Source organism: Rhizobium binxianense, from assembly GCF_028994275.1.
GTDB lineage: Bacteria > Pseudomonadota > Alphaproteobacteria > Rhizobiales > Rhizobiaceae > Rhizobium > Rhizobium binxianense.
The window spans coordinates 3676713-3694337 of sequence record NZ_CP118713.1 but is presented as its reverse complement, the minus strand read 5'-3'; the positions used below and the strand labels follow the sequence as shown (position 1 = coordinate 3694337).

The 17625-nt window shown below is 59.2% G+C and carries 14 protein-coding genes and 1 riboswitch; of the genes, 11 read left to right on the top strand and 3 right to left on the bottom strand.

The features are described 5' to 3' along the window. Positions 1-65 precede the first annotated feature (65 nt). From PO860_RS18090 to PO860_RS18080, 3 genes are all read right to left on the bottom strand, one after another. Positions 66-1025 carry a helix-turn-helix domain-containing protein gene (locus PO860_RS18090; protein WP_183610622.1) on the bottom strand — a complete coding sequence of 320 codons (960 nt, stop codon included), beginning with the start codon at positions 1023-1025 and terminating at the stop codon, positions 66-68. Positions 1026-1140: 115 nt separating this feature from the next. Next, positions 1141-2349 (bottom strand): TIGR03862 family flavoprotein, encoded by a 1209-nt coding sequence (locus tag PO860_RS18085; RefSeq protein WP_275037934.1) that lies wholly within the window; start codon positions 2347-2349, stop codon positions 1141-1143. A gap of 68 nt (positions 2350-2417) precedes the next feature. Beyond that, the gene (locus tag PO860_RS18080) at positions 2418-2840 is read right to left on the bottom strand and encodes a MerR family transcriptional regulator (RefSeq protein ID WP_183610624.1); all 423 of its coding nucleotides are present in this window, start codon (positions 2838-2840) and stop codon (positions 2418-2420) included. 71 nt (positions 2841-2911) lie between these two features. Here PO860_RS18080 and PO860_RS18075 point away from each other — a divergent pair, with 71 nt between their 5' ends. The 11 genes from PO860_RS18075 to PO860_RS18025 all read left to right on the top strand — a co-directional run bounded on the left by PO860_RS18075 (position 2912) and on the right by PO860_RS18025 (position 17513). Then, positions 2912-5173: a heavy metal translocating P-type ATPase gene (locus tag PO860_RS18075; protein ID WP_275038338.1), complete on the top strand. Its 2262-nt coding sequence runs from the start codon at positions 2912-2914 to the stop codon at positions 5171-5173. A gap of 216 nt (positions 5174-5389) precedes the next feature. Then, positions 5390-5612: riboswitch (cobalamin riboswitch) on the top strand. 281 nt (positions 5613-5893) lie between these two features. Beyond that, positions 5894-6115 carry a glutaredoxin-like protein NrdH gene (nrdH, locus tag PO860_RS18070; RefSeq protein WP_018243700.1) on the top strand — a complete coding sequence of 74 codons (222 nt, stop codon included), beginning with the start codon at positions 5894-5896 and terminating at the stop codon, positions 6113-6115. Positions 6116-6126: 11 nt separating this feature from the next. Then, positions 6127-6531: a class Ib ribonucleoside-diphosphate reductase assembly flavoprotein NrdI gene (gene nrdI, locus PO860_RS18065; RefSeq protein ID WP_183610626.1), complete on the top strand. Its 405-nt coding sequence runs from the start codon at positions 6127-6129 to the stop codon at positions 6529-6531. Further along, on the top strand, positions 6510-8714 hold the full coding sequence (gene nrdE, locus PO860_RS18060; RefSeq protein ID WP_275037933.1) for a class 1b ribonucleoside-diphosphate reductase subunit alpha: 2205 nt from the start codon (positions 6510-6512) through the stop codon (positions 8712-8714). The genes nrdI and nrdE overlap by 22 nt, the downstream gene beginning before the upstream one ends. Before the next feature lie 154 nt (positions 8715-8868). After that, complete coding sequence (gene nrdF, locus PO860_RS18055) at positions 8869-9846, top strand: class 1b ribonucleoside-diphosphate reductase subunit beta (protein WP_275037932.1); 978 nt, start codon at positions 8869-8871, stop codon at positions 9844-9846. Positions 9847-9966: 120 nt separating this feature from the next. Then, a complete protein-coding gene (locus PO860_RS18050; RefSeq protein ID WP_275037931.1) occupies positions 9967-11223 on the top strand; it encodes a tyrosine-type recombinase/integrase in 1257 nt (418 codons plus the stop codon). 1 nt (position 11224) lies between these two features. Next, positions 11225-12736 (top strand): site-specific integrase, encoded by a 1512-nt coding sequence (locus tag PO860_RS18045; RefSeq protein WP_275037930.1) that lies wholly within the window; start codon positions 11225-11227, stop codon positions 12734-12736. After that, positions 12729-14831 carry a hypothetical protein gene (locus PO860_RS18040; RefSeq protein WP_275037929.1) on the top strand — a complete coding sequence of 701 codons (2103 nt, stop codon included), beginning with the start codon at positions 12729-12731 and terminating at the stop codon, positions 14829-14831. The genes PO860_RS18045 and PO860_RS18040 overlap by 8 nt, the downstream gene beginning before the upstream one ends. Before the next feature lie 2 nt (positions 14832-14833). Next, positions 14834-15262: a hypothetical protein gene (locus PO860_RS18035; protein WP_275037928.1), complete on the top strand. Its 429-nt coding sequence runs from the start codon at positions 14834-14836 to the stop codon at positions 15260-15262. Continuing rightward, complete coding sequence (locus PO860_RS18030; RefSeq protein WP_275037927.1) at positions 15259-15642, top strand: hypothetical protein; 384 nt, start codon at positions 15259-15261, stop codon at positions 15640-15642. Before PO860_RS18035 ends, PO860_RS18030 begins: the two co-directional genes overlap by 4 nt. After that, the gene (locus PO860_RS18025) at positions 15639-17513 is read left to right on the top strand and encodes an ATP-dependent DNA helicase (RefSeq protein WP_275037926.1); all 1875 of its coding nucleotides are present in this window, start codon (positions 15639-15641) and stop codon (positions 17511-17513) included. The genes PO860_RS18030 and PO860_RS18025 overlap by 4 nt, the downstream gene beginning before the upstream one ends. Positions 17514-17625 lie beyond the last annotated feature (112 nt).

The window sequence follows — 17625 nt, the reverse complement described above, 5'->3', positions numbered from 1 at the left end:
ACACTGTCGCAGACCTGCGACAGGAGGGGCTCACGATTGCCGCAGCAGCGGAACCTTCAGCCCGATCAGTGGAGATCGAGCTTCTTCATCTTCCGGTGCAGCGTGGCGCGGCTGATGCCGAGTGCTATGGCTGCCTGCGAAACATTGCCGCCGGCACGCGACAGAGCCCGCAGCAGCGCCGCCTTTTCCGCCTCGACGATCTCGTCCTGCTGGGAAACGCCGGCCTCATGCAGGGCATCGGCGGCCGGAATGCCGGCGGCGATGCGCTTGTCGTCCAACTGCAGCGCGATGCGGGCGGCGCGCGTCGCCCCGAGCACCAGATCGTGCCTGTCGACGGCAAGCAGGGCGGCGGCGGAATTGGCGCCGGCCGGGACCATCAGGAAGCGGGCGCCCGTAAAGGCCGAGCGGAAGAGGTTGAGCTCAATGCGCATCGCCGCATCCCGCACGGTCTGCGTCAGGATCGCCAGCGTCATCTCGTTGACGTCGTCGCGGCAGGTGGAAATATCGAGAGCCGCGGCCAGCCGGCCACAATGATCGCGGATCGGCGCCGTCGTGCAGCTGAGGCTGGTATTTGTGCAGAAGAAATGCTGATCGCGGAAGATGGCGACGGCGCGCTCGTCGGCAAGGGCGGTGCCGATGCCATTGGTGCCGATGCTCGCCTCGGTCCAGACCGAGCCGGTCCAGAGGCCGAGTTCGCGGAATTCCTTGTCGTCGCCGGCAGCCCCACGGCGCTCCAGGGCAATGCCGTTCTTGTCGGTTAGAAGCAGGCAGCAGCCGGCTTTGCCCACTGTCGTAAAGAGACGGTCGAGCTCTTCCGTCGCGCTGGCGATCAGCTGCTCGGACTGCTCGCGCGCGCTCTGGAATTCCTGGTCGGTAAGGCGCAACGGCGCCCGTGCGTCCTCGGGGGCGAGCTGATGCATGGTCATGCATCGCCGCCATGAGGCAACAACCGGGGAACTGGCTGCGGCGGAATCGCGCTGGGCAGACGTGTAGACGTGCTCGGCGTGTGCTGAGTGTTCGTGCATCGGCTCCTCCCACCGAACGTCAGCATAGTCTGATGGAAAAGCGGCTGGTTGGCAATCGGCCGGCGCTGGCGGCCGATTGAGCAGCAAGCTTGTCCAAGCGCTGCGACCACCGAACCTAGCGCCGCAACCAGGCCTCGATGCCGCGCGCGGCCGCCCGGCCGGTCGCCAGGCAGGCGGTGAGGAGATAGCCGCCTGTCGGCGCTTCCCAGTCGAGCATCTCGCCGGCGGCGAAAGTGCCCGGCAGTGCCTTCAACATGTAGTCTTCGTTGACGCCGCTCCAGCGGATGCCACCCGCCGACGAGATCGCCTCGGCGATCGGCCGGGTTTCGATCACCGGCACCGGCAGGGCCTTGATCATGCCGGCAAGACGTTCCGGATCGGTCCGGTCGCGCTCGGGAGCGTGTTCGCGCAGCAACGCCGCCTTGACGCCGTCGAGGCCGGCTCCCTTGCGCAGGCGGTTTGAAAAGCTCGATTTGGCGTCCTGCCGCTTGAGGTCGTGGGTCAGCCTTTCGATCGTTCGGCCCGGGGCGAGGTCGAGCGTCAGGACAGCGCAGCCACGGTTCAGCAGTTGGTCGCGGAGGCTCGCCGCATGGGCATAGACCAGGCTGCCCTCGATGCCGCTTGCAGTGATGACGAATTCGCCGGGAAAGGTGCCGGTTTCCGATGTGGCGGTGACCGACTTCACCGGCTCGCCGGCGAAACGATCGCTGAAGTTTTGACTCCAGTCGACGACGAAGCCGCAATTGGCGGGCTGGAAGGCATCGATCTCCACGCCCCTCTCCGAGAGCCAGGGCAGCCAGCTTGCATCGGAGCCGAGGCGCGGCCAGCTTGCGCCGCCGAGCGCCAGCAGGGCTGCGTCGCAATAGACGATGCTGCGCCCTTCGGGCGTTTCGAAAGTGTAACCCTCGTCGGCAAAACCGATCCAGCGATGGCGAGTGCGCAGCGTGGCGCCCTGCGCCTCCAATCGCCTGAGCCAGGCGCGCAGCAAGGGAGACGCCTTCATCACCGTCGGAAAGACCCGGCCGGACGAGCCGACGAAGGTCTCGGTCCCGAGGCCCGTGGCCCAATCCCTGATATCGTCAGGGGTAAAGGCATCGAGCGCGGGGCGCAGAGGGGCGGCGGAGGTGCCGAAGCGTGTGGTGAAGCGGGCATAATCCTCGGAATGGGTGATATTGAGACCCGACTTGCCGGCCAGCAGGAATTTGCGGGCGAGGGTCGGCATGGCGTCGTAGACCGTCACCGCATGACCGGAGAGCGAGAGCAGTTCGGCGGCCGCAAGGCCCGCCGGGCCGCCGCCAATGATGGCAATCTGCTTCTGGTTCATTGATATCTCGCCCGATTCTGTCTGCATGCAGTTTTGGCGCGGGCTGGGATTGCCTGCAAGGGCAGGGATCAGTGGTGCGGATGCGTGCACTGGCCGTGATCGGCGAGCACCTCGATGACGCGGCATTGGTCGACGCGGCCGTGGCCGCAGCCTTCCACCATGGTTTCGAGCTCGGCCTTCAGCGCCATCAGGCTGCGGATGCGCTGCTCGACCTCGATGAGGCGGGCCTTGGCGATGGCGTCGGCCGAGGCGCAGGATTGGTGCGGATCGTCCTGCAGGGTGAGCAGCGTGCGGATCGCCTCGATCTCGAAGCCGAGTTCACGGGCATGGCGGATGAAGGCGAGGCGGTTGATATCGGTGGGCTCGAAGGAGCGCTGGTTGCCTTCGCTGCGGCTCGGGGCCGCGAGCAGGCCGATGCTTTCATAGTAACGCACCGTCGGCACCTTGACGCCGCTCCGGCGCGCAGCTTCACCGATCGTGATCTTTTTCATGATTTCTCTCTTGCACCTCTAGTCGCTAGAGGATGTAGGAGGGATGCTTCTGTTTGACAAGGAAGCGGATGATGGTTGAGACGAGCGAGACACGATACCGGGTCGGCGGCATGGATTGCGCCTCCTGTGCGACCAAGATCGATACCGCGGTCAGACGCGTTGCCGGTGTCGCCGATGTTTCCGTCTCGGTGATGGCAGGCACGATGACCGTCCGGCATGACGGCAGCAGCGACCTCAAGGCGATCGAGAAGAAGGTGACGGGGCTCGGTTATTCGGTCTCGCCCTTTGCCGGAAACGCAGCACCCGCGCATGACCGTGGCGCGCACGATCATCACGACCACGGCGATCACGCGGGCCATGACCATCACGATCACGAAGGTCATAATCACGATCATGCGGGCCATGATCATGGCCATGCCCGCGGCGGGAAGGAAATCGAAGGTCTGCATGGGCACGACCATGCGCTGATGGCCGGTCCCTGGTGGCAGAGCAAGAAGGGCAGACTGACCATCCTTTCAGGTGCGGCGCTGATTGCCGCCTATGCCATCGGCCATCTGGTGCCTGCGATCGCCTCCTACGCCTTCATCATCGCCATGCTGGTCGGCCTGGTGCCGATCGCGCGGCGCGCGGTCATGGCTGCCTTCTCGGGAACGCCGTTTTCAATCGAGATGCTGATGACGATCGCCGCCGTCGGCGCCGTCATCATCAATGCCGGCGAGGAAGCGGCAACCGTCGTGTTCCTGTTCCTCGTCGGCGAGCTGCTGGAGGGCGTGGCGGCGGGCAAGGCGCGCGAAAGCATCCAGTCGCTGACGGCCCTGGTGCCGAAGAACGCATTGCTCGAAGACAATGGCCAGACGCGCGACGTGCCGGCGGAAAGCCTCGCCGTCGGCGCCATCATCATGGTGCGTCCGGGCGACCGGATCTCGGCGGACGGCATCATCGTCTCGGGCGAGAGCGCGATCGACGAGGCGCCGGTGACCGGCGAAAGCACGCCGGTGCGCAAGGGTGTCGATGCCGTCGTTTTTGCCGGCACGGTGAATGGCGATGCGGTACTCAGGGTTCGCGTCACGGCGGCCGCTGCCGATAATACCATTGCCCGTGTCGTCAAGCTGGTGGAGGAGGCGCAGGAATCCAAGGCGCCGACGGAACGTTTCATCGATCGCTTCTCGCGCTATTACACGCCCGGCGTGGTGGTGGTCGCCGCACTCGTTGCGGTCGCTCCGCCGCTGTTGCTCGGCGGCTTCTGGAATGAATGGGTCTATAAGGGCCTTGCCATCCTTTTGATCGGCTGCCCCTGCGCGCTTGTCATTTCGACGCCGGCGGCGATCGCCGCGTCGCTTTCGGCAGGTGCCCAGCGCGGGCTGCTGATGAAGGGCGGAGCGGTGCTGGAAACGCTCGGCAAGGTGACGATGGTCGCCTTCGACAAGACCGGCACGCTGACGGAAGGCAAGCCTCAGGTGACTGACATCATTTCCTTTGGCCTGAGCGAGGCGCAGCTGCTGTCACGGGCGGCGGTGCTGGAGCAGGGTTCCAGCCATCCCTTGGCGTTGGCGATCCTCAACCGTGCCAAGGCCGACGGCGTTCCCGTGCCGCCGGCCTTCGAGCTGGAAGCGCTGCCGGGCAAGGGTGTCAGCGGCAAGGTCGGCGGCGAGACGCTGGACCTGTTGTCACCGCCGGCCGGCCGCGAGCGCGGGGTGCTCAGCGTCGAACAGGATGCACGCATCACGACGTTGAACGACGAGGGCAAGAGCGTATCGGTGCTGCTCGTCAACGGTGCCACGGCCGGCCTGATCGCCATGCGCGACGAGCCGCGCGAGGATGCGCAGGCGGGGCTTTCCACGCTCAAATCGGCCGGCGTCAAGGCGATGATGCTGACGGGCGACAACAAGCGGACGGCGGCGGCCGTCGCCGTCATGCTCGGCATCGACTGGCGCGGCGAGATGATGCCGGAGGACAAGCAGCGGGTCGTCGGCGAATTGAAGCGCGAGGGCTTTGTCGTCGCCAAGGTCGGCGACGGCATCAACGACGCGCCGGCGCTGGCGGCTGCCGATATCGGCATCGCCATGGGCGGCGGCACCGATGTGGCGCTGGAGACGGCGGATGCCGCAGTGCTGCACGGACGCGTCGGCGACGTGGCGCGGATGATCGAACTGTCCAAACGCACGATGCGCAACATCCTGCAGAATATCACCATCGCGCTCGGGCTGAAGGCGGTGTTCCTGGTGACGACGATCGCCGGTATCACCGGACTCTGGCCGGCGATCCTCGCCGATACCGGCGCCACCGTGCTGGTGACGATCAATGCGCTCAGGCTGCTTCGGATAAAGATATAACATCGCGGGTCACCGGCGGGATGTCCCATCGACGATTCGGGCGTGATCTCGAATCGAAATCTTGGCGCCGGCCATAGCCGGCTCTCATCAAGGCTTTCTCCACAGCCCGCTTTCTTTAAGCTTTGGTTATCCCTGTTTTTCACAGGAATGCAGCAATTTCAAACCTGTCGTAACGCAAGGCAAAAACCATCCGTTGACGCGAATTTGGATTGAGGTACTATATCTAGTGTTCGAGGTTCCGTCGATTCGTGAGGATCGGCGGCTAAGACGGGTCGGTGCGCTTCGCCATCATGGCGCGGCAATGCCGGAGCTGCCCCCGCAACTGTAAGCGGTGAGCAACTGTCCGATTTCAGGTCACTGGAGCATGATGCTCCGGGAAGGCTGGGGCAGGGTGCTTTGACCCGTGAGCCAGGAGACCTGCCTCGAACAAAACGTCCACGGGCGGGGTGTCCGGATGGTCGCGTTGCATGGCTGCGGGGATGTCTCCGCATCGCGTTTCGCAGGCCCGAACCTTCGCCCCCGAAACCTTCGCATTGAGCCACTTCGGGGTGAAGTCATGTCAGTATCTCAGTCCAGGCCGCCACCCGCACCAAGAGGGCGGATCACGCCCGGCGGCTGAACAAGCCGCATAGCTGCAAAACATCAGAGTGTTTTTCGACGGATATCAAGAGATTTCCGATCGATGTCCTGCGTCCCAATCGCGTCGTCACGAGGAATATCATGACCATTACCGTCTACAGCAAGCCTGCCTGCGTCCAATGCACCGCCACCTACCGCGCCCTCGACCGGCTGGGCGTCGACTATGACATCGTCGATATCTCGCAGGATGCCGAAGCGCTCGATCGCGTCCGCAGCCTTGGCTACATGCAGGCTCCGGTCGTCATCGCCGGCGAGCAGCATTGGGCGGGCTTCCGTCCCGACATGATCAGCGCACTTTCCTGATCGGAAAAGCGATGGGGCTGATCGTCTATTATTCCAGCCGGTCCGAGAATACCCATCGGTTCGTCGCCAAGCTCGGACTGCGCGCGGCGCGCATTCCCTCAAGCGGCGCAGACGCGTTCCATATCCGCGAACCCTTCGTGCTGATCGTGCCGACCTATAGCGGCGACGGCGGCAAGGGGGCCGTTCCCAAGCAGGTGATCCGTTTCTTGAACGATGCGGAAAACCGAGGACACATCCGCGGCGTGATTGCCGCGGGCAACAGCAATTTCGGCGAGACATACGGGCTCGCCGGCGACGTGATCTCGCGGAAATGCCAGGTACCTTACCTCTACAGGTTCGAGCTGCTGGGCACCGAAGACGACCTCGCCAACGTCAAACACGGAATGGAACGGTTTTGGACACGGGAACAACTCTGACGCGGGATGCGGGCGCAAAACCGCATAACACTTTTGCTCATCCCGCCGGCGAACGCCCTTTGAAAGCGGCTGATGCGGTCGACTACCACGCGCTGAACGCGATGCTGAACCTCTATGACGATGAGGGGCGGATCCAGCTCGACAAGGATCGTTTGGCAGCCAAGCAATATTTCCTGCAGCATGTGAACCAGAACACGGTGTTTTTCCACAATCTCAGGGAAAAGCTCGATTACCTCGTGACCGAGGGCTATTACGAGCAGGAGGTTCTCGACCAGTATTCCTTCAATTTCGTCCGCGATCTGTTCGACGAGGCCTATGCCAGGAAATTCCGTTTCCCGACCTTCCTCGGCGCTTTCAAATATTACACCAGCTACACGCTGAAGACCTTCGACGGAAAGCGCTATCTCGAGCGATATGAGGACCGCATCTGCATGGTGGCGCTGGCCTTGGCGCGCGGCGACGAGGCACTTGCCCGCGACCTAGTGGACGAGATCATTTCCGGCCGTTTCCAGCCGGCGACGCCGACCTTCCTCAATGCCGGCAAGAAGCAGCGTGGCGAACTGGTCTCCTGCTTTCTGCTGCGGGTCGAAGACAATATGGAATCGATCGGCCGATCGATCAATTCGGCGCTGCAATTGTCGAAGCGCGGCGGCGGCGTGGCGCTGTCGCTGACCAACATCCGTGAGGCGGGCGCGCCGATCAAGCAGATCGAAAACCAGTCGTCGGGCATCATCCCGGTGATGAAGCTGCTTGAAGACAGTTTCTCCTATGCCAACCAGCTCGGCGCGCGCCAGGGGGCGGGTGCCGTCTATCTCAACGCCCACCACCCCGACATCATGCGCTTCCTCGATACCAAGCGCGAAAATGCCGACGAGAAGATCCGCATCAAGACGCTGTCGCTCGGCGTCGTCGTGCCGGACATCACCTTCGAGCTCGCTAGGAATAATGAGGACATGTACCTGTTCTCACCTTATGACGTGGAACGCGTCTATGGCGTGCCTTTCACCGAGATTTCGGTGACGGAAAAGTATCGCGAGATGGTCGCGGACGCCCGCATCTCGAAGAAGAAGATCAAGGCGCGCGAATTCTTCCAGGTGATCGCCGAAATCCAGTTCGAGAGCGGCTACCCTTACATCATGTTCGAGGACACGGTGAATCGGGCGAACCCGATCGCCGGGCGCATCTCGATGAGCAATCTCTGCTCGGAAATCCTGCAGGTCAGCGAGGCGAGCGAATACAACGACGACCTCTCCTACAAATATCTCGGCAAGGACATTTCCTGCAATCTCGGCTCGCTGAACATCGCCGCGGCGATGGATTCCGCCGATTTCGGCAAGACGATCGAGACTTCGATCCGGGCTTTGACGGCCGTTTCCGACATGAGCCACATCTCCTCGGTTCCCTCGATCGAGAAGGGCAATGACGAGAGCCATGCGATCGGCCTCGGTCAGATGAACCTGCACGGTTACCTCGCCCGCGAACGCATCTTCTACGGCTCCAGGGAAGGCGTCGATTTCACCAACATCTATTTCTATACGGTGACCTATCACGCGATCCGCGCCTCGAACCTTTTGGCGGTCGAACGCGGCCAGAGCTTCAAGGGCTTCGAAAATTCGAAATATGCCTCCGGCGACTATTTCGACAAATATACGGAGCAGGAATGGAAGCCTGCGACCGAAAAGGTGCAGGCGCTGTTCGACGATGCCGGAATCCTCGTTCCGACGCAGGAAGACTGGGTGGCGTTGAAGACGGCGGTGATGGCCTCCGGCCTCTATAACCAGAACCTGCAGGCGGTGCCACCGACAGGCTCTATCTCCTACATCAACCACTCGACCTCCTCGATCCATCCGATCGTCTCGAAGATCGAGATCCGCAAGGAAGGCAAGATCGGCCGCGTCTATTATCCGGCGCCGTTCATGACCAACGACAATCTCGATTATTACCAGGACGCCTACGAGATCGGGCCGGAGAAGATCATCGATACTTATGCGGCGGCGACCCAGCATGTCGACCAGGGCCTGTCGCTGACCTTGTTTTTCCGCGATACGGCAACGACGCGCGATATCAACAAGGCGCAGATTTACGCCTGGAAGAAGGGCATCAAGACGATCTACTACATCCGCCTTCGCCAGATGGCGCTGTCCGGCACCGAGGTGCAGGGCTGCGTGTCTTGTACGCTATGATTTGAATTCGGCCTTCGAGCCAGAGGCCCCTCACCCTAACCCTCTCCCCGCCGGGGAGAGGCGATGACGCTGCCGCAAGTCTCCCAGCGGGTAGAAGGTGCCGGCAGGCGGATGAGGGCGCTGCGCACACCGACTTCTCAGGAAGGACCACCTTATGAACATGCAAATCAAACCCGCCTCCCGGGTGCGCGCCGTCAACTGGAACCGCATCGAGGACGATAGGGATCTCGAAGTCTGGAACCGGCTCACTGGCAATTTCTGGCTGCCGGAGAAAGTGCCGCTCTCGAACGACATTCCCTCCTGGGCGACGCTGACGCCGGCCGAGCAGCAGCTGACCATCCGCGTCTTCACCGGGCTGACGCTGCTCGATACGATCCAGAACGGTGTCGGTTCCGTCAGGCTGATGGAGGATGCGGCGACGCCGCATGAGGAGGCCGTGCTTTCCAACGTCTCCTTCATGGAGGCGGTGCATGCCCGCTCCTATTCCTCAATCTTTTCGACGCTCTGCTCGACACCCGATGTCGACGATGCCTATCGCTGGTCGGAGGAGAATGAATTCCTGCAGCGGAAATCGACGCTGATCATGGAGCAGTACGGCTCCGGTGATCCGTTGAAGAAGAAGGTCGCCAGCGTCTTCCTCGAAAGCTTCCTGTTTTATTCCGGCTTCTACCTGCCCATGTACTGGTCGAGCCGCGCCAAGCTCACCAATACGGCCGACATGATCCGGCTGATCATCCGCGACGAGGCGGTGCACGGCTATTATATCGGCTACAAGTTCCAGCGCGGGCTGGAGCGGCTTTCCGAGGAGAGACGGCAGGAGATCAAGGATTTCGCCTTCGACCTGCTGCTCGAGCTCTATGATAATGAGGCGAGATATACCGAGGCGCTCTATGACGGCGTCGGGCTGAGCGAGGACGTCAAGAAGTTCCTGCATTACAACGCCAACAAGGCGCTGATGAACCTCGGCTACGAGGCGCTTTTCCCCTCCGAGGCCTGCAAGGTCAATCCGGCGATCCTGTCTGCGCTTTCGCCGAATGCCGACGAAAACCACGACTTCTTCTCCGGCTCCGGTTCCTCCTATGTCATCGGCAAGGCGGTTGCGACCGAGGACGAGGATTGGGATTTCGAGTGAAGAGGCCTCCCCATTTTGTCAACCAAGTGCTGAAACAGCCGGTGAAAACAACGGGATAGCATTGACACATTGAGAGCTTTGCCCTAGTCCTGCCTCTTGGCTAGGGCGGAGCGTCTCGTTTTGTCAAAATATGTCAATCCTTACCGCATTGAATGGACTTCGTTCGAGAACGGCGAGCGGATGCCTTTTCTGGTCAAGGCCGAGACAGGTCTGCCTTTGCAGGAGCCCACTTTTTGGGTTGTTGCCAGCCGGCGGCCGTTGGGTGTTCAGCCAAACACCCTCGCGAACGATCTTCGTTCGCTTGTCTATCTGTTTCTTTGGAGCGACCTCAGAGGTATCAATGTTCAGGAGAGAATTCTTAACGGGAGATTCTTAACGCTCTCCGAGATTCTCGATCTTGTAAATCTGTGTGGGCGTTTTGTTGATGCGATCCTTACAGAGCTTCACGTTGAAACTGGGAACGTAGTCGCACTTCCTGTACCAGAGGCCGCATCAGTTCGCGCCGGGGAAAGACGTAACCGCCTCGCGGCCATCCACCGATACCTCTCGTTCACAAGCGCGGACTGCTTGTCTGAACTGCAGGGAACGCCCGCGTGGGATCGCCACAATGCCATGCGGAAGCAGTTTCTGGATACGTTAGCTGGATACCGTGACGCCTTGGTGGTTCCGAAGAGCGCGAAAATTTTCGGGAAAGAAGGGTTAGCCAAAGCCGTTTTGAGGCGGTTGCTCGAAGTGATCGAGCCCGACCATCCCGATAATCCGTTCATTAAAGAGGTTCGTTTTCGCAATTTTGTAATTGTGCGACTGCTGATCGAGCTTGGGATGCGGCGCGGTGAGCTTTTGGGATTGAAAGTATCCGATTGTTCATTCGGGTCGGAAGCAGCTTTCATCACGATTCACCGACGACCCGACGACCCGGACGATCCTCGCCATAACAAGCCTTCGACTAAAACCGAAGCAAGGCTTCTCGAACTCGGCGACCGTCTGTCCGACATTCTTCACAGATGGATTGTTGAGCATAGACGGACCTACACCAATGCACGTCGCCACGACTTCCTCATTGTCAGCACCCCAGATGGCGATCCGATGTCATTAGACAACGTGAACAAAATCTTTGCCTCGCTCCGACGCAAAGTTAGCGGCCTAACGCATGTAACGCCGCACGTGCTTCGTCATACCTGGAACGACCTATTCTCCGAAACCGCAGATCGGAAGGGTTTTTCGCCGGACGACGAGGTTACATGGAGAGCACATTCTATGGGGTGGCGCGATAAGGACTCTGCAAAGCATTACCTAGCCAGGACAGTTCGAGCGCGCTCAAACGAGGTAGTGCGAGAGATACAAGATAATCTGACCCTACCCGACAAGGCGGAATAAGATGAAGGTAGTCGCATCCGGGCCGTTTCCCGATTTACCTGGCTTGCCCAGTTCCGTGCTCACCAAAGAAGGCGCGACGATCGATCCTCGCGAAGCCGTGTGGGTTATCCCCAGCATTGTTGGAACAATCAAGCTCCGTTTCGACCAATTGGCAGTACTTCCGGAGCGCAATATCCACTGTCTTAGACTGGTGTTCCTTTGGCTCATCAGAAATCACTCAGTTTCCCACGCGGCTAATCTGAACCAGTGCCTACGGTTTTTCTTGCGGATATCGGAAGAGAAATATTCATCTCTCGACGTTATAGAAATTGTCCACATCCAACATTTTGCATCCAAGCTGTCCAAGGCGACCATGTGGAGGCTGGGCATTCTCCGGATTTTACTACGGATGATGAGTTCCCTTGGCTATGGAATAACCTCAGCTGAGGCGCTGCTTTACTTGGAGAGCATGTCTATCCCCAAGAATCCCATGGGAACGTCTATCAGGACGCGCGACCCCAACTCGGGAGCATTCAACGATCTTGAACTCATCGAGATACAAGCGGTTCTAAATGATAAGTTTGCTGAGGGCGAAATCAGCCTTTATGCCTACGCCATTGTATGGCTTCTGCTGGGGTATGGATCACGCTCCGTCCAGATCGCGTCACTTAAAGAACATGACCTATTGATCTCGAGAGAGGGGGAGACAACCGCGTACGCATTGCGAGTTCCGAGGGCGAAACAGAAAGGCAAGAGCTTTCGAGACGAGTTTAAAGTTCGATACTGCAGCAGGCAGATCGGCGGACTGTTGGAGCGAGTTATCGAGCACAACCGCCAAATTCGAGCCGAACACGGCCTCGCTGGGGAAGACTGGCCAATGTTCATGACTGTTGAAGCAAAACCCGAAATCGGTTTTCACTTGGACTCCAAAGCGATCTCGTCGTTGGTCGGCGGCGCTCTTGGCGCGGTGATGGGCTTCAAGACCAACCCTCGTCGGTTCCGCATCACATTGGGGCAGCGGGCCGTGGACGACGGGAAGGACAGGTTCACTGTTGCCGACTTGTTGGACCATTCAGACACCCAGACAGTCAAAGCTTATTACGAAGCGAGCCCTGCTCTGGTAGCCCGACTGGATAAGCACCTCGCCCTTGAATTGGCACCCGTCGCACAGGCGTTTGCGGGCGTTCTTGTCGAGGACGAAAGGGAGGCCAAGCGAGGCGACGATTTAGGCAGCCGCATCTATGATCGATCACTCCGTGACAATGTTGACGCGAGGCTCGGCAACTGCGGGCAGATGAGTTTCTGCGGCCTCGTTGTGCCCTATGCTTGCTACACCTGTCGTCATTTCCAGCCGTGGATTGACGGTCCCCATGAGGCGCTCCTTGCGGTTCTTCTCGTCGAACGTGAGCGAATGCTGGACGAAGGCCTTTCTGCGAAAATCTATTCGATCAGAGACAGAACCATTCTCGCGATAGCGCAGGTTATTCAGATGTGTGCAGAAAGACGATCGGGGCTCGCGTACGTTCATGGCTAAGGCAGCGGATCAGCTTGATACGGAACCTCTTCCGCATGAGCGTGTCGAGGCATTCGTCTCTCTCGCAAGAAAATTTTCAGATGTGCTCATACATTCCGATAAGTGGGATGAAAAAGTCTGGGCGTGCGAAGGCTTTGTCGTAAAAGGTCAGAACCGTACGACCTTCAACCTCTACTTTCACGAATTCTTTGCCAAGCTTCGCTTAGGAAAGGTGGTCGCCGGGGAACCGTTAGATGAGACGTTCGCGCAGTTTGCGAAAGCTTACGTGCGTTATTTGCACTCAACCGCTCCGGTTACGTGGGATTCGACGAAGGTAAGGCTTGAAGCCCTACGTGTGATCGAGCACTCGTTTCGAGCGCTGGGATTTACTCCAAGGATCGAAAATCTCAGCGTTGGGGTTTTGAACCACACTATTGATGCCGTGCGCTCTATCGGTGGCGCTAGCAGGCAATACAGTTTGGCGGTCTGCATCCAGCAAGTTTACCAGTTCTGTAGAGAGCGAATGTTCTTAAACGGGCCGTTTGAATGGCGTCAGCCCATCCAACGTCCCGAGCCAAGAGCCCAGAGGCTAGACAAAGGGGCAAAGACGTGGCGAGAAAACAGGTTACCCAGCGTAAGCTCCTTTCAGGCTCTCGGGCACATATTCCGTCATGCAATTACGGTTCCCGATCGATTGATGTCTTCGGTCTGCGCGATCATGATCTCGGTGCCGATACGCGTGCACGAGGTCCTGCAGCTGCGACTGGATTGCGAAGTCTACGGAACGACTAAGTCGAAACGTGACGAAGACATCGAAACCTATGGACTACGTGTCTGGCCCGGAAAGGGAAATCCTCCGCAGGTGAAATGGGTGCCAACGGCGATGGTTTCCATCGTTCAAGAGGCGATCAGGACCCTCGTCGACATGGGTAGAGCCGGCCGAGAGATGGCGCTGTGGTACGAGCAGCATCCAACGAAGATTTTCCTGCCGGCCGAAGTAGCCCACCTCCGCGAGCTAGAGTGGATACACCGGATGGACCTGGCTAAAATCCTCGGGATAAATTCGCGCGACTCTGTCGATAACTGGGTTAAGAAGCGTCCTCTCATTCGACGGAAATCTTCGACTGCCGATTCCCGGCTGGATTTGGTCAATTTCGCCGACATTGAACGCGAAATACTAGGCTTATTGCCCCGCGGGTTTCCTTACTTTAACGGCTACGACGACCAGCTCTTCTCTAACTCCCTGATCCTCGTCAAATACAATGAGTTCCACGCCACCCGCGCGACGTATCAATGCATGATCGAGACCTGCACCGTCAGCCTGATGCAGTTGTGGCTAAACGGCGGTGAAGGTAAGGCCAACGTGTTTGATCGCTGGGGCTTTGAAGAACCGGACGGCAATCGAATGCAGGTCAACACCCACGCCTTCAGGCACTGGCTAAACACAATCGCACAACTGAAAGGCCTCAGTGATTTGGATATCGCTAAATGGAGCGGTCGCGATCCGTCACAAAACGAGGCTTACAACCACGTTACCTCCGAGGAGATTCTGACGCAGATTAGGGACGCGGTGGATGGAGGCAATGTGGTCGGCCCCCTCTTCGAAGGTGAGATACAGCGGGAAGTTCGCTCGCCCGTAACGAAACAGGAATTCCTTCAGACTCAGATCGGCTCCGCATTGTTAACGGACGCCGGATTTTGCGTACATGACTACTCACTCCTCCCCTGTCAGAACTACGCTGACTGCCTCGGCTGCTCTGAAAATGTGTTCATAAAAGGGGACACAAGCCACCGAGATAAAATCGAAAAACGACTATCTATCGCGGAGTCACAGCAATTGGAGGCCGAGGCCGCTGTAAACGAATCTTTCAGAGGAGCTGATCGTTGGTTGACCTTGCACGCTCGGAGCATCGATTTGATGCGACGCATGCTGGCCGTTCACGGTGATCCAATGATCGTAGATGGAACCGTGGTGAATATGGATGTTGGCCGTCAGGATAATCCAATCGCTATGGCTTTCCGTGATCGGGAGGCGACAGGAACCTCGTTTCCGGGCTCGAAGATAAGATCGCTCAAGACGTTCAACAGCGACGATTTGGATATTTGGGAGAACTAGGCATGGCAAAATCGCGCCTGTCCCAGCAAGAAATTGAAACGATTGTCGCTCTGCTGACCAGTTGGTCTGGGGTGTTAAGATGGGAAAAAGTTGTCGATAGAGTGGAAGCCCTGCTCAAGAGAAGCTTTACAAGGCAAGGGCTCGACAAACACGAATCCATCCGCATAGCCTTCAAGCAGGCCAAGAAGCGATCAAGCCAGCGTCGTAGCAAGCGAGAGACAGACCCGGATACGTCGCCTGAACTAGCCTCGGCACTTCGGACGATCGCGAACCTTCGCGCTGAAATAAAAGTTCTGAAAGCCGAGAAGGCTCTGTTTATGGAACGCTTCGCGACTTGGACCTACAACGCCCGTAGTCGTGGGATATCTGAACGTGATCTCAACGCGAAGCTGCCGTTGATAGATCGCCGTCACAGCGAGAAAACGACGTGACACTCAATACCTTCCAGCAAATCAGCGAAGAGAACTTCGGCAAGCTCGAAGCTTATATCGAGCGGATGCGGTCGGCTGGCCTCAAGCTTCCCTGTCGCGGCGGTCGGGTCAACAAGACTGCTGTGGCCACCGCCTGCGGGTTCAACCGCGAGACGTTTAATCAAAACGCGCGATTTGAAAAGGCCCTGACGGACGCAGTTGATGAACTCGGCCTTGAAGGAACCATTTCTGAAATCCCGCGACGCGACGCGGGTGACAAGGCGCGGATAACGATTCTCGAGCAACAGCTCGCCTCTTTGCGGGGTGAAAACTACGAGCTGCGCCGCAAGCTAGCTCGATACGAACACTCGACCGTGACGGGCAGGAGGGTGATTCCTTGAACGCCGTCCCGCGTGGCAAGCACATCGTGGAATTCCTGGCGTCCCGGCCGGAATTTGTCGGTGTGGGGAAAGCGACCGCAATGCGGCTTTGGGACGCCTTCGGGAGTGATCTCTATGCTATCCTCGGCAATGGCGACGTCGATCGCTTGGCAGAGGTATTGGATCGCAACCAAGCCGCCATCGTCACAGAGGCTTGGCGTAACCAGATCGCGCTGGCTGACTGCGTGGTATTCTTCGACGAACAAGGGATCGATACGAAGGTCGCACGCAAGGCGATCGACTTCTGGGGTGACGAGGCCCTTTCGAAAATCCGGGATAACCCTTACCGCCTGCTCTCGGTGTGCGCTTGGCGTCAGGTGGACCGAGTTGCCTTTGACCTTGGCCTTCCTGCTGAGGACTTGCGCCGCAAGGTCGCCGCGGTGGAATCCGTTCTCTACGACCGCATTGATCGGAAACATACCTGGTGCAGCCGTCAGACCCTGCTTGAGCAGGTAGGCAAGCGGCTGGGTGTCAATCCGGCGCGAGCGGAGCAGGCAGTCCAGGCGGCGGTTGCAGACGGGGCTGCGATCATTGTGGATGGCGGATACCAGCCTGCCGGCGCGGCTTATATGGAGCGCTTCATCGAGGATCGGATTAGAGCGCACGTCGAGCGCTCGTCAGGGAACGACCTCTTCCTCGATGGCATCGCTACGGCCGACGTGGCGGCGTTCCTCCAACGCTTCGACCCGAGCGAAAACCTGACCTCCGAGCAAGGTGACGCTGTTAGAATGGCGATCCTTAGCTCGTTCTCCCTCCTTATCGGCGGGGCAGGCGTCGGGAAGACCACTGCCCTGAAGGCAATCAATGCGGCTGGTCGCCACTTCGGAATGACGGTGTACCAGCTCGCGGTGGCGGGGCGTGCTGCTAAGAGGATCACAGAGACAACCGGCCAGCCAGCTCAAACCATTGCCTCGTGGCTTCGGGTTGTAGCTGATGGGCGGATCGAACTCGGCCGACATAGCTTCGTCATCATTGACGAGGCGTCGATGGTCGACCTGCCAACGTTATACCGCATCCTCTTCTTCTTGCCTGAGGATGCTCGTTGCCTCTTGGTTGGCGACACAGCGCAGCTTCCGCCGATCGGATTTGGTCTGACGCTTCATCGGCTCGTCCGGGAAAACATGATCCCCAAAACAGAGCTGACCCGCATCTTGAGGGCGTCAGAGGAATCGGGGATTCCGAAGGTCTCGGTCGCCGTAAGGAATGGGCAAGTGCCAAATCTGCCGACGTACGCATCAGGTGAATCCGGCTGCAGCTTCATCCACGCGGCGGGACCGAAGGCCATCGATGCCATAGAGGATGTTCTTCACGACCTGCGGGGCGAAGAGGTTCAGGTTCTCGGCTCTGTCTACGCGGGCCCCGCCGGGATCGATGCGATAAATGCCTACTTCCACAATGCTCGTGTTGCCACTGGAGCACGAGCGAGACTCGGCTTCGCAGAGGGCGACCCGTGTATCTGGACGGTCAATGACTATGATCGGAACCTATGGAATGGATCGATGGGCCGTGTAGCAACATTTGAGGGTGACCTAGTGGTCGTCGACTTTGAAGACGGGCGGCATCGGATCGCGACGAATGAGATCGACAAGCTCGCCTTGGCATACTGCGTAAGTGTACACAAGGCGCAGGGTAGTCAGTTCAAAAACGTAGTGGTGTCCCTACAGCGAACCGCAAACATGGATCGGGCAATGATCTACACTGCGCTAACCCGCGCGACGGACCGCGTCATTTTAGTGGGGGCAGCCGCCGACCTAATCAGAGCAGTGGAACCATACCCCAGTTCCCTGAGCCGGGAAGTGGCACTTGGTTTGTGGCACGATGCCCGGGCATAAGACTGCCGTGAAAAGGCTTCGTTGGTTCGTTGGGAGGTCGGGGTTGACGTCCGCCCGGCGCGCATAGGCTCTTTCGAAGGGCATGCCCCGCAAGGGGGATGCCCGCAGCGAC

Excerpts from the sequence above, each read along its gene's own strand:
- PO860_RS18085 (WP_275037934.1), bottom strand. The coding sequence starts at position 2,349 with ATGAACCAGAAGCAGATTGCCATCATTGGCGGCGGCCCGGCGGGCCTT.
- PO860_RS18090 (WP_183610622.1), bottom strand. The coding sequence starts at position 1,025 with ATGCACGAACACTCAGCACACGCCGAGCACGTCTACACGTCTGCCCAG.
- PO860_RS18075 (WP_275038338.1), top strand. The coding sequence starts at position 2,912 with ATGGTTGAGACGAGCGAGACACGATACCGGGTCGGCGGCATGGATTGC.
- PO860_RS18080 (WP_183610624.1), bottom strand. The coding sequence starts at position 2,840 with ATGAAAAAGATCACGATCGGTGAAGCTGCGCGCCGGAGCGGCGTCAAG.
- PO860_RS18045 (WP_275037930.1), top strand. The coding sequence starts at position 11,225 with ATGAAGGTAGTCGCATCCGGGCCGTTTCCCGATTTACCTGGCTTGCCC.
- nrdF (WP_275037932.1), top strand. The coding sequence starts at position 8,869 with ATGAACATGCAAATCAAACCCGCCTCCCGGGTGCGCGCCGTCAACTGG.
- PO860_RS18035 (WP_275037928.1), top strand. The coding sequence starts at position 14,834 with ATGGCAAAATCGCGCCTGTCCCAGCAAGAAATTGAAACGATTGTCGCT.
- nrdI (WP_183610626.1), top strand. The coding sequence starts at position 6,127 with ATGGGGCTGATCGTCTATTATTCCAGCCGGTCCGAGAATACCCATCGG.
- PO860_RS18040 (WP_275037929.1), top strand. The coding sequence starts at position 12,729 with ATGGCTAAGGCAGCGGATCAGCTTGATACGGAACCTCTTCCGCATGAG.
- nrdH (WP_018243700.1), top strand. The coding sequence starts at position 5,894 with ATGACCATTACCGTCTACAGCAAGCCTGCCTGCGTCCAATGCACCGCC.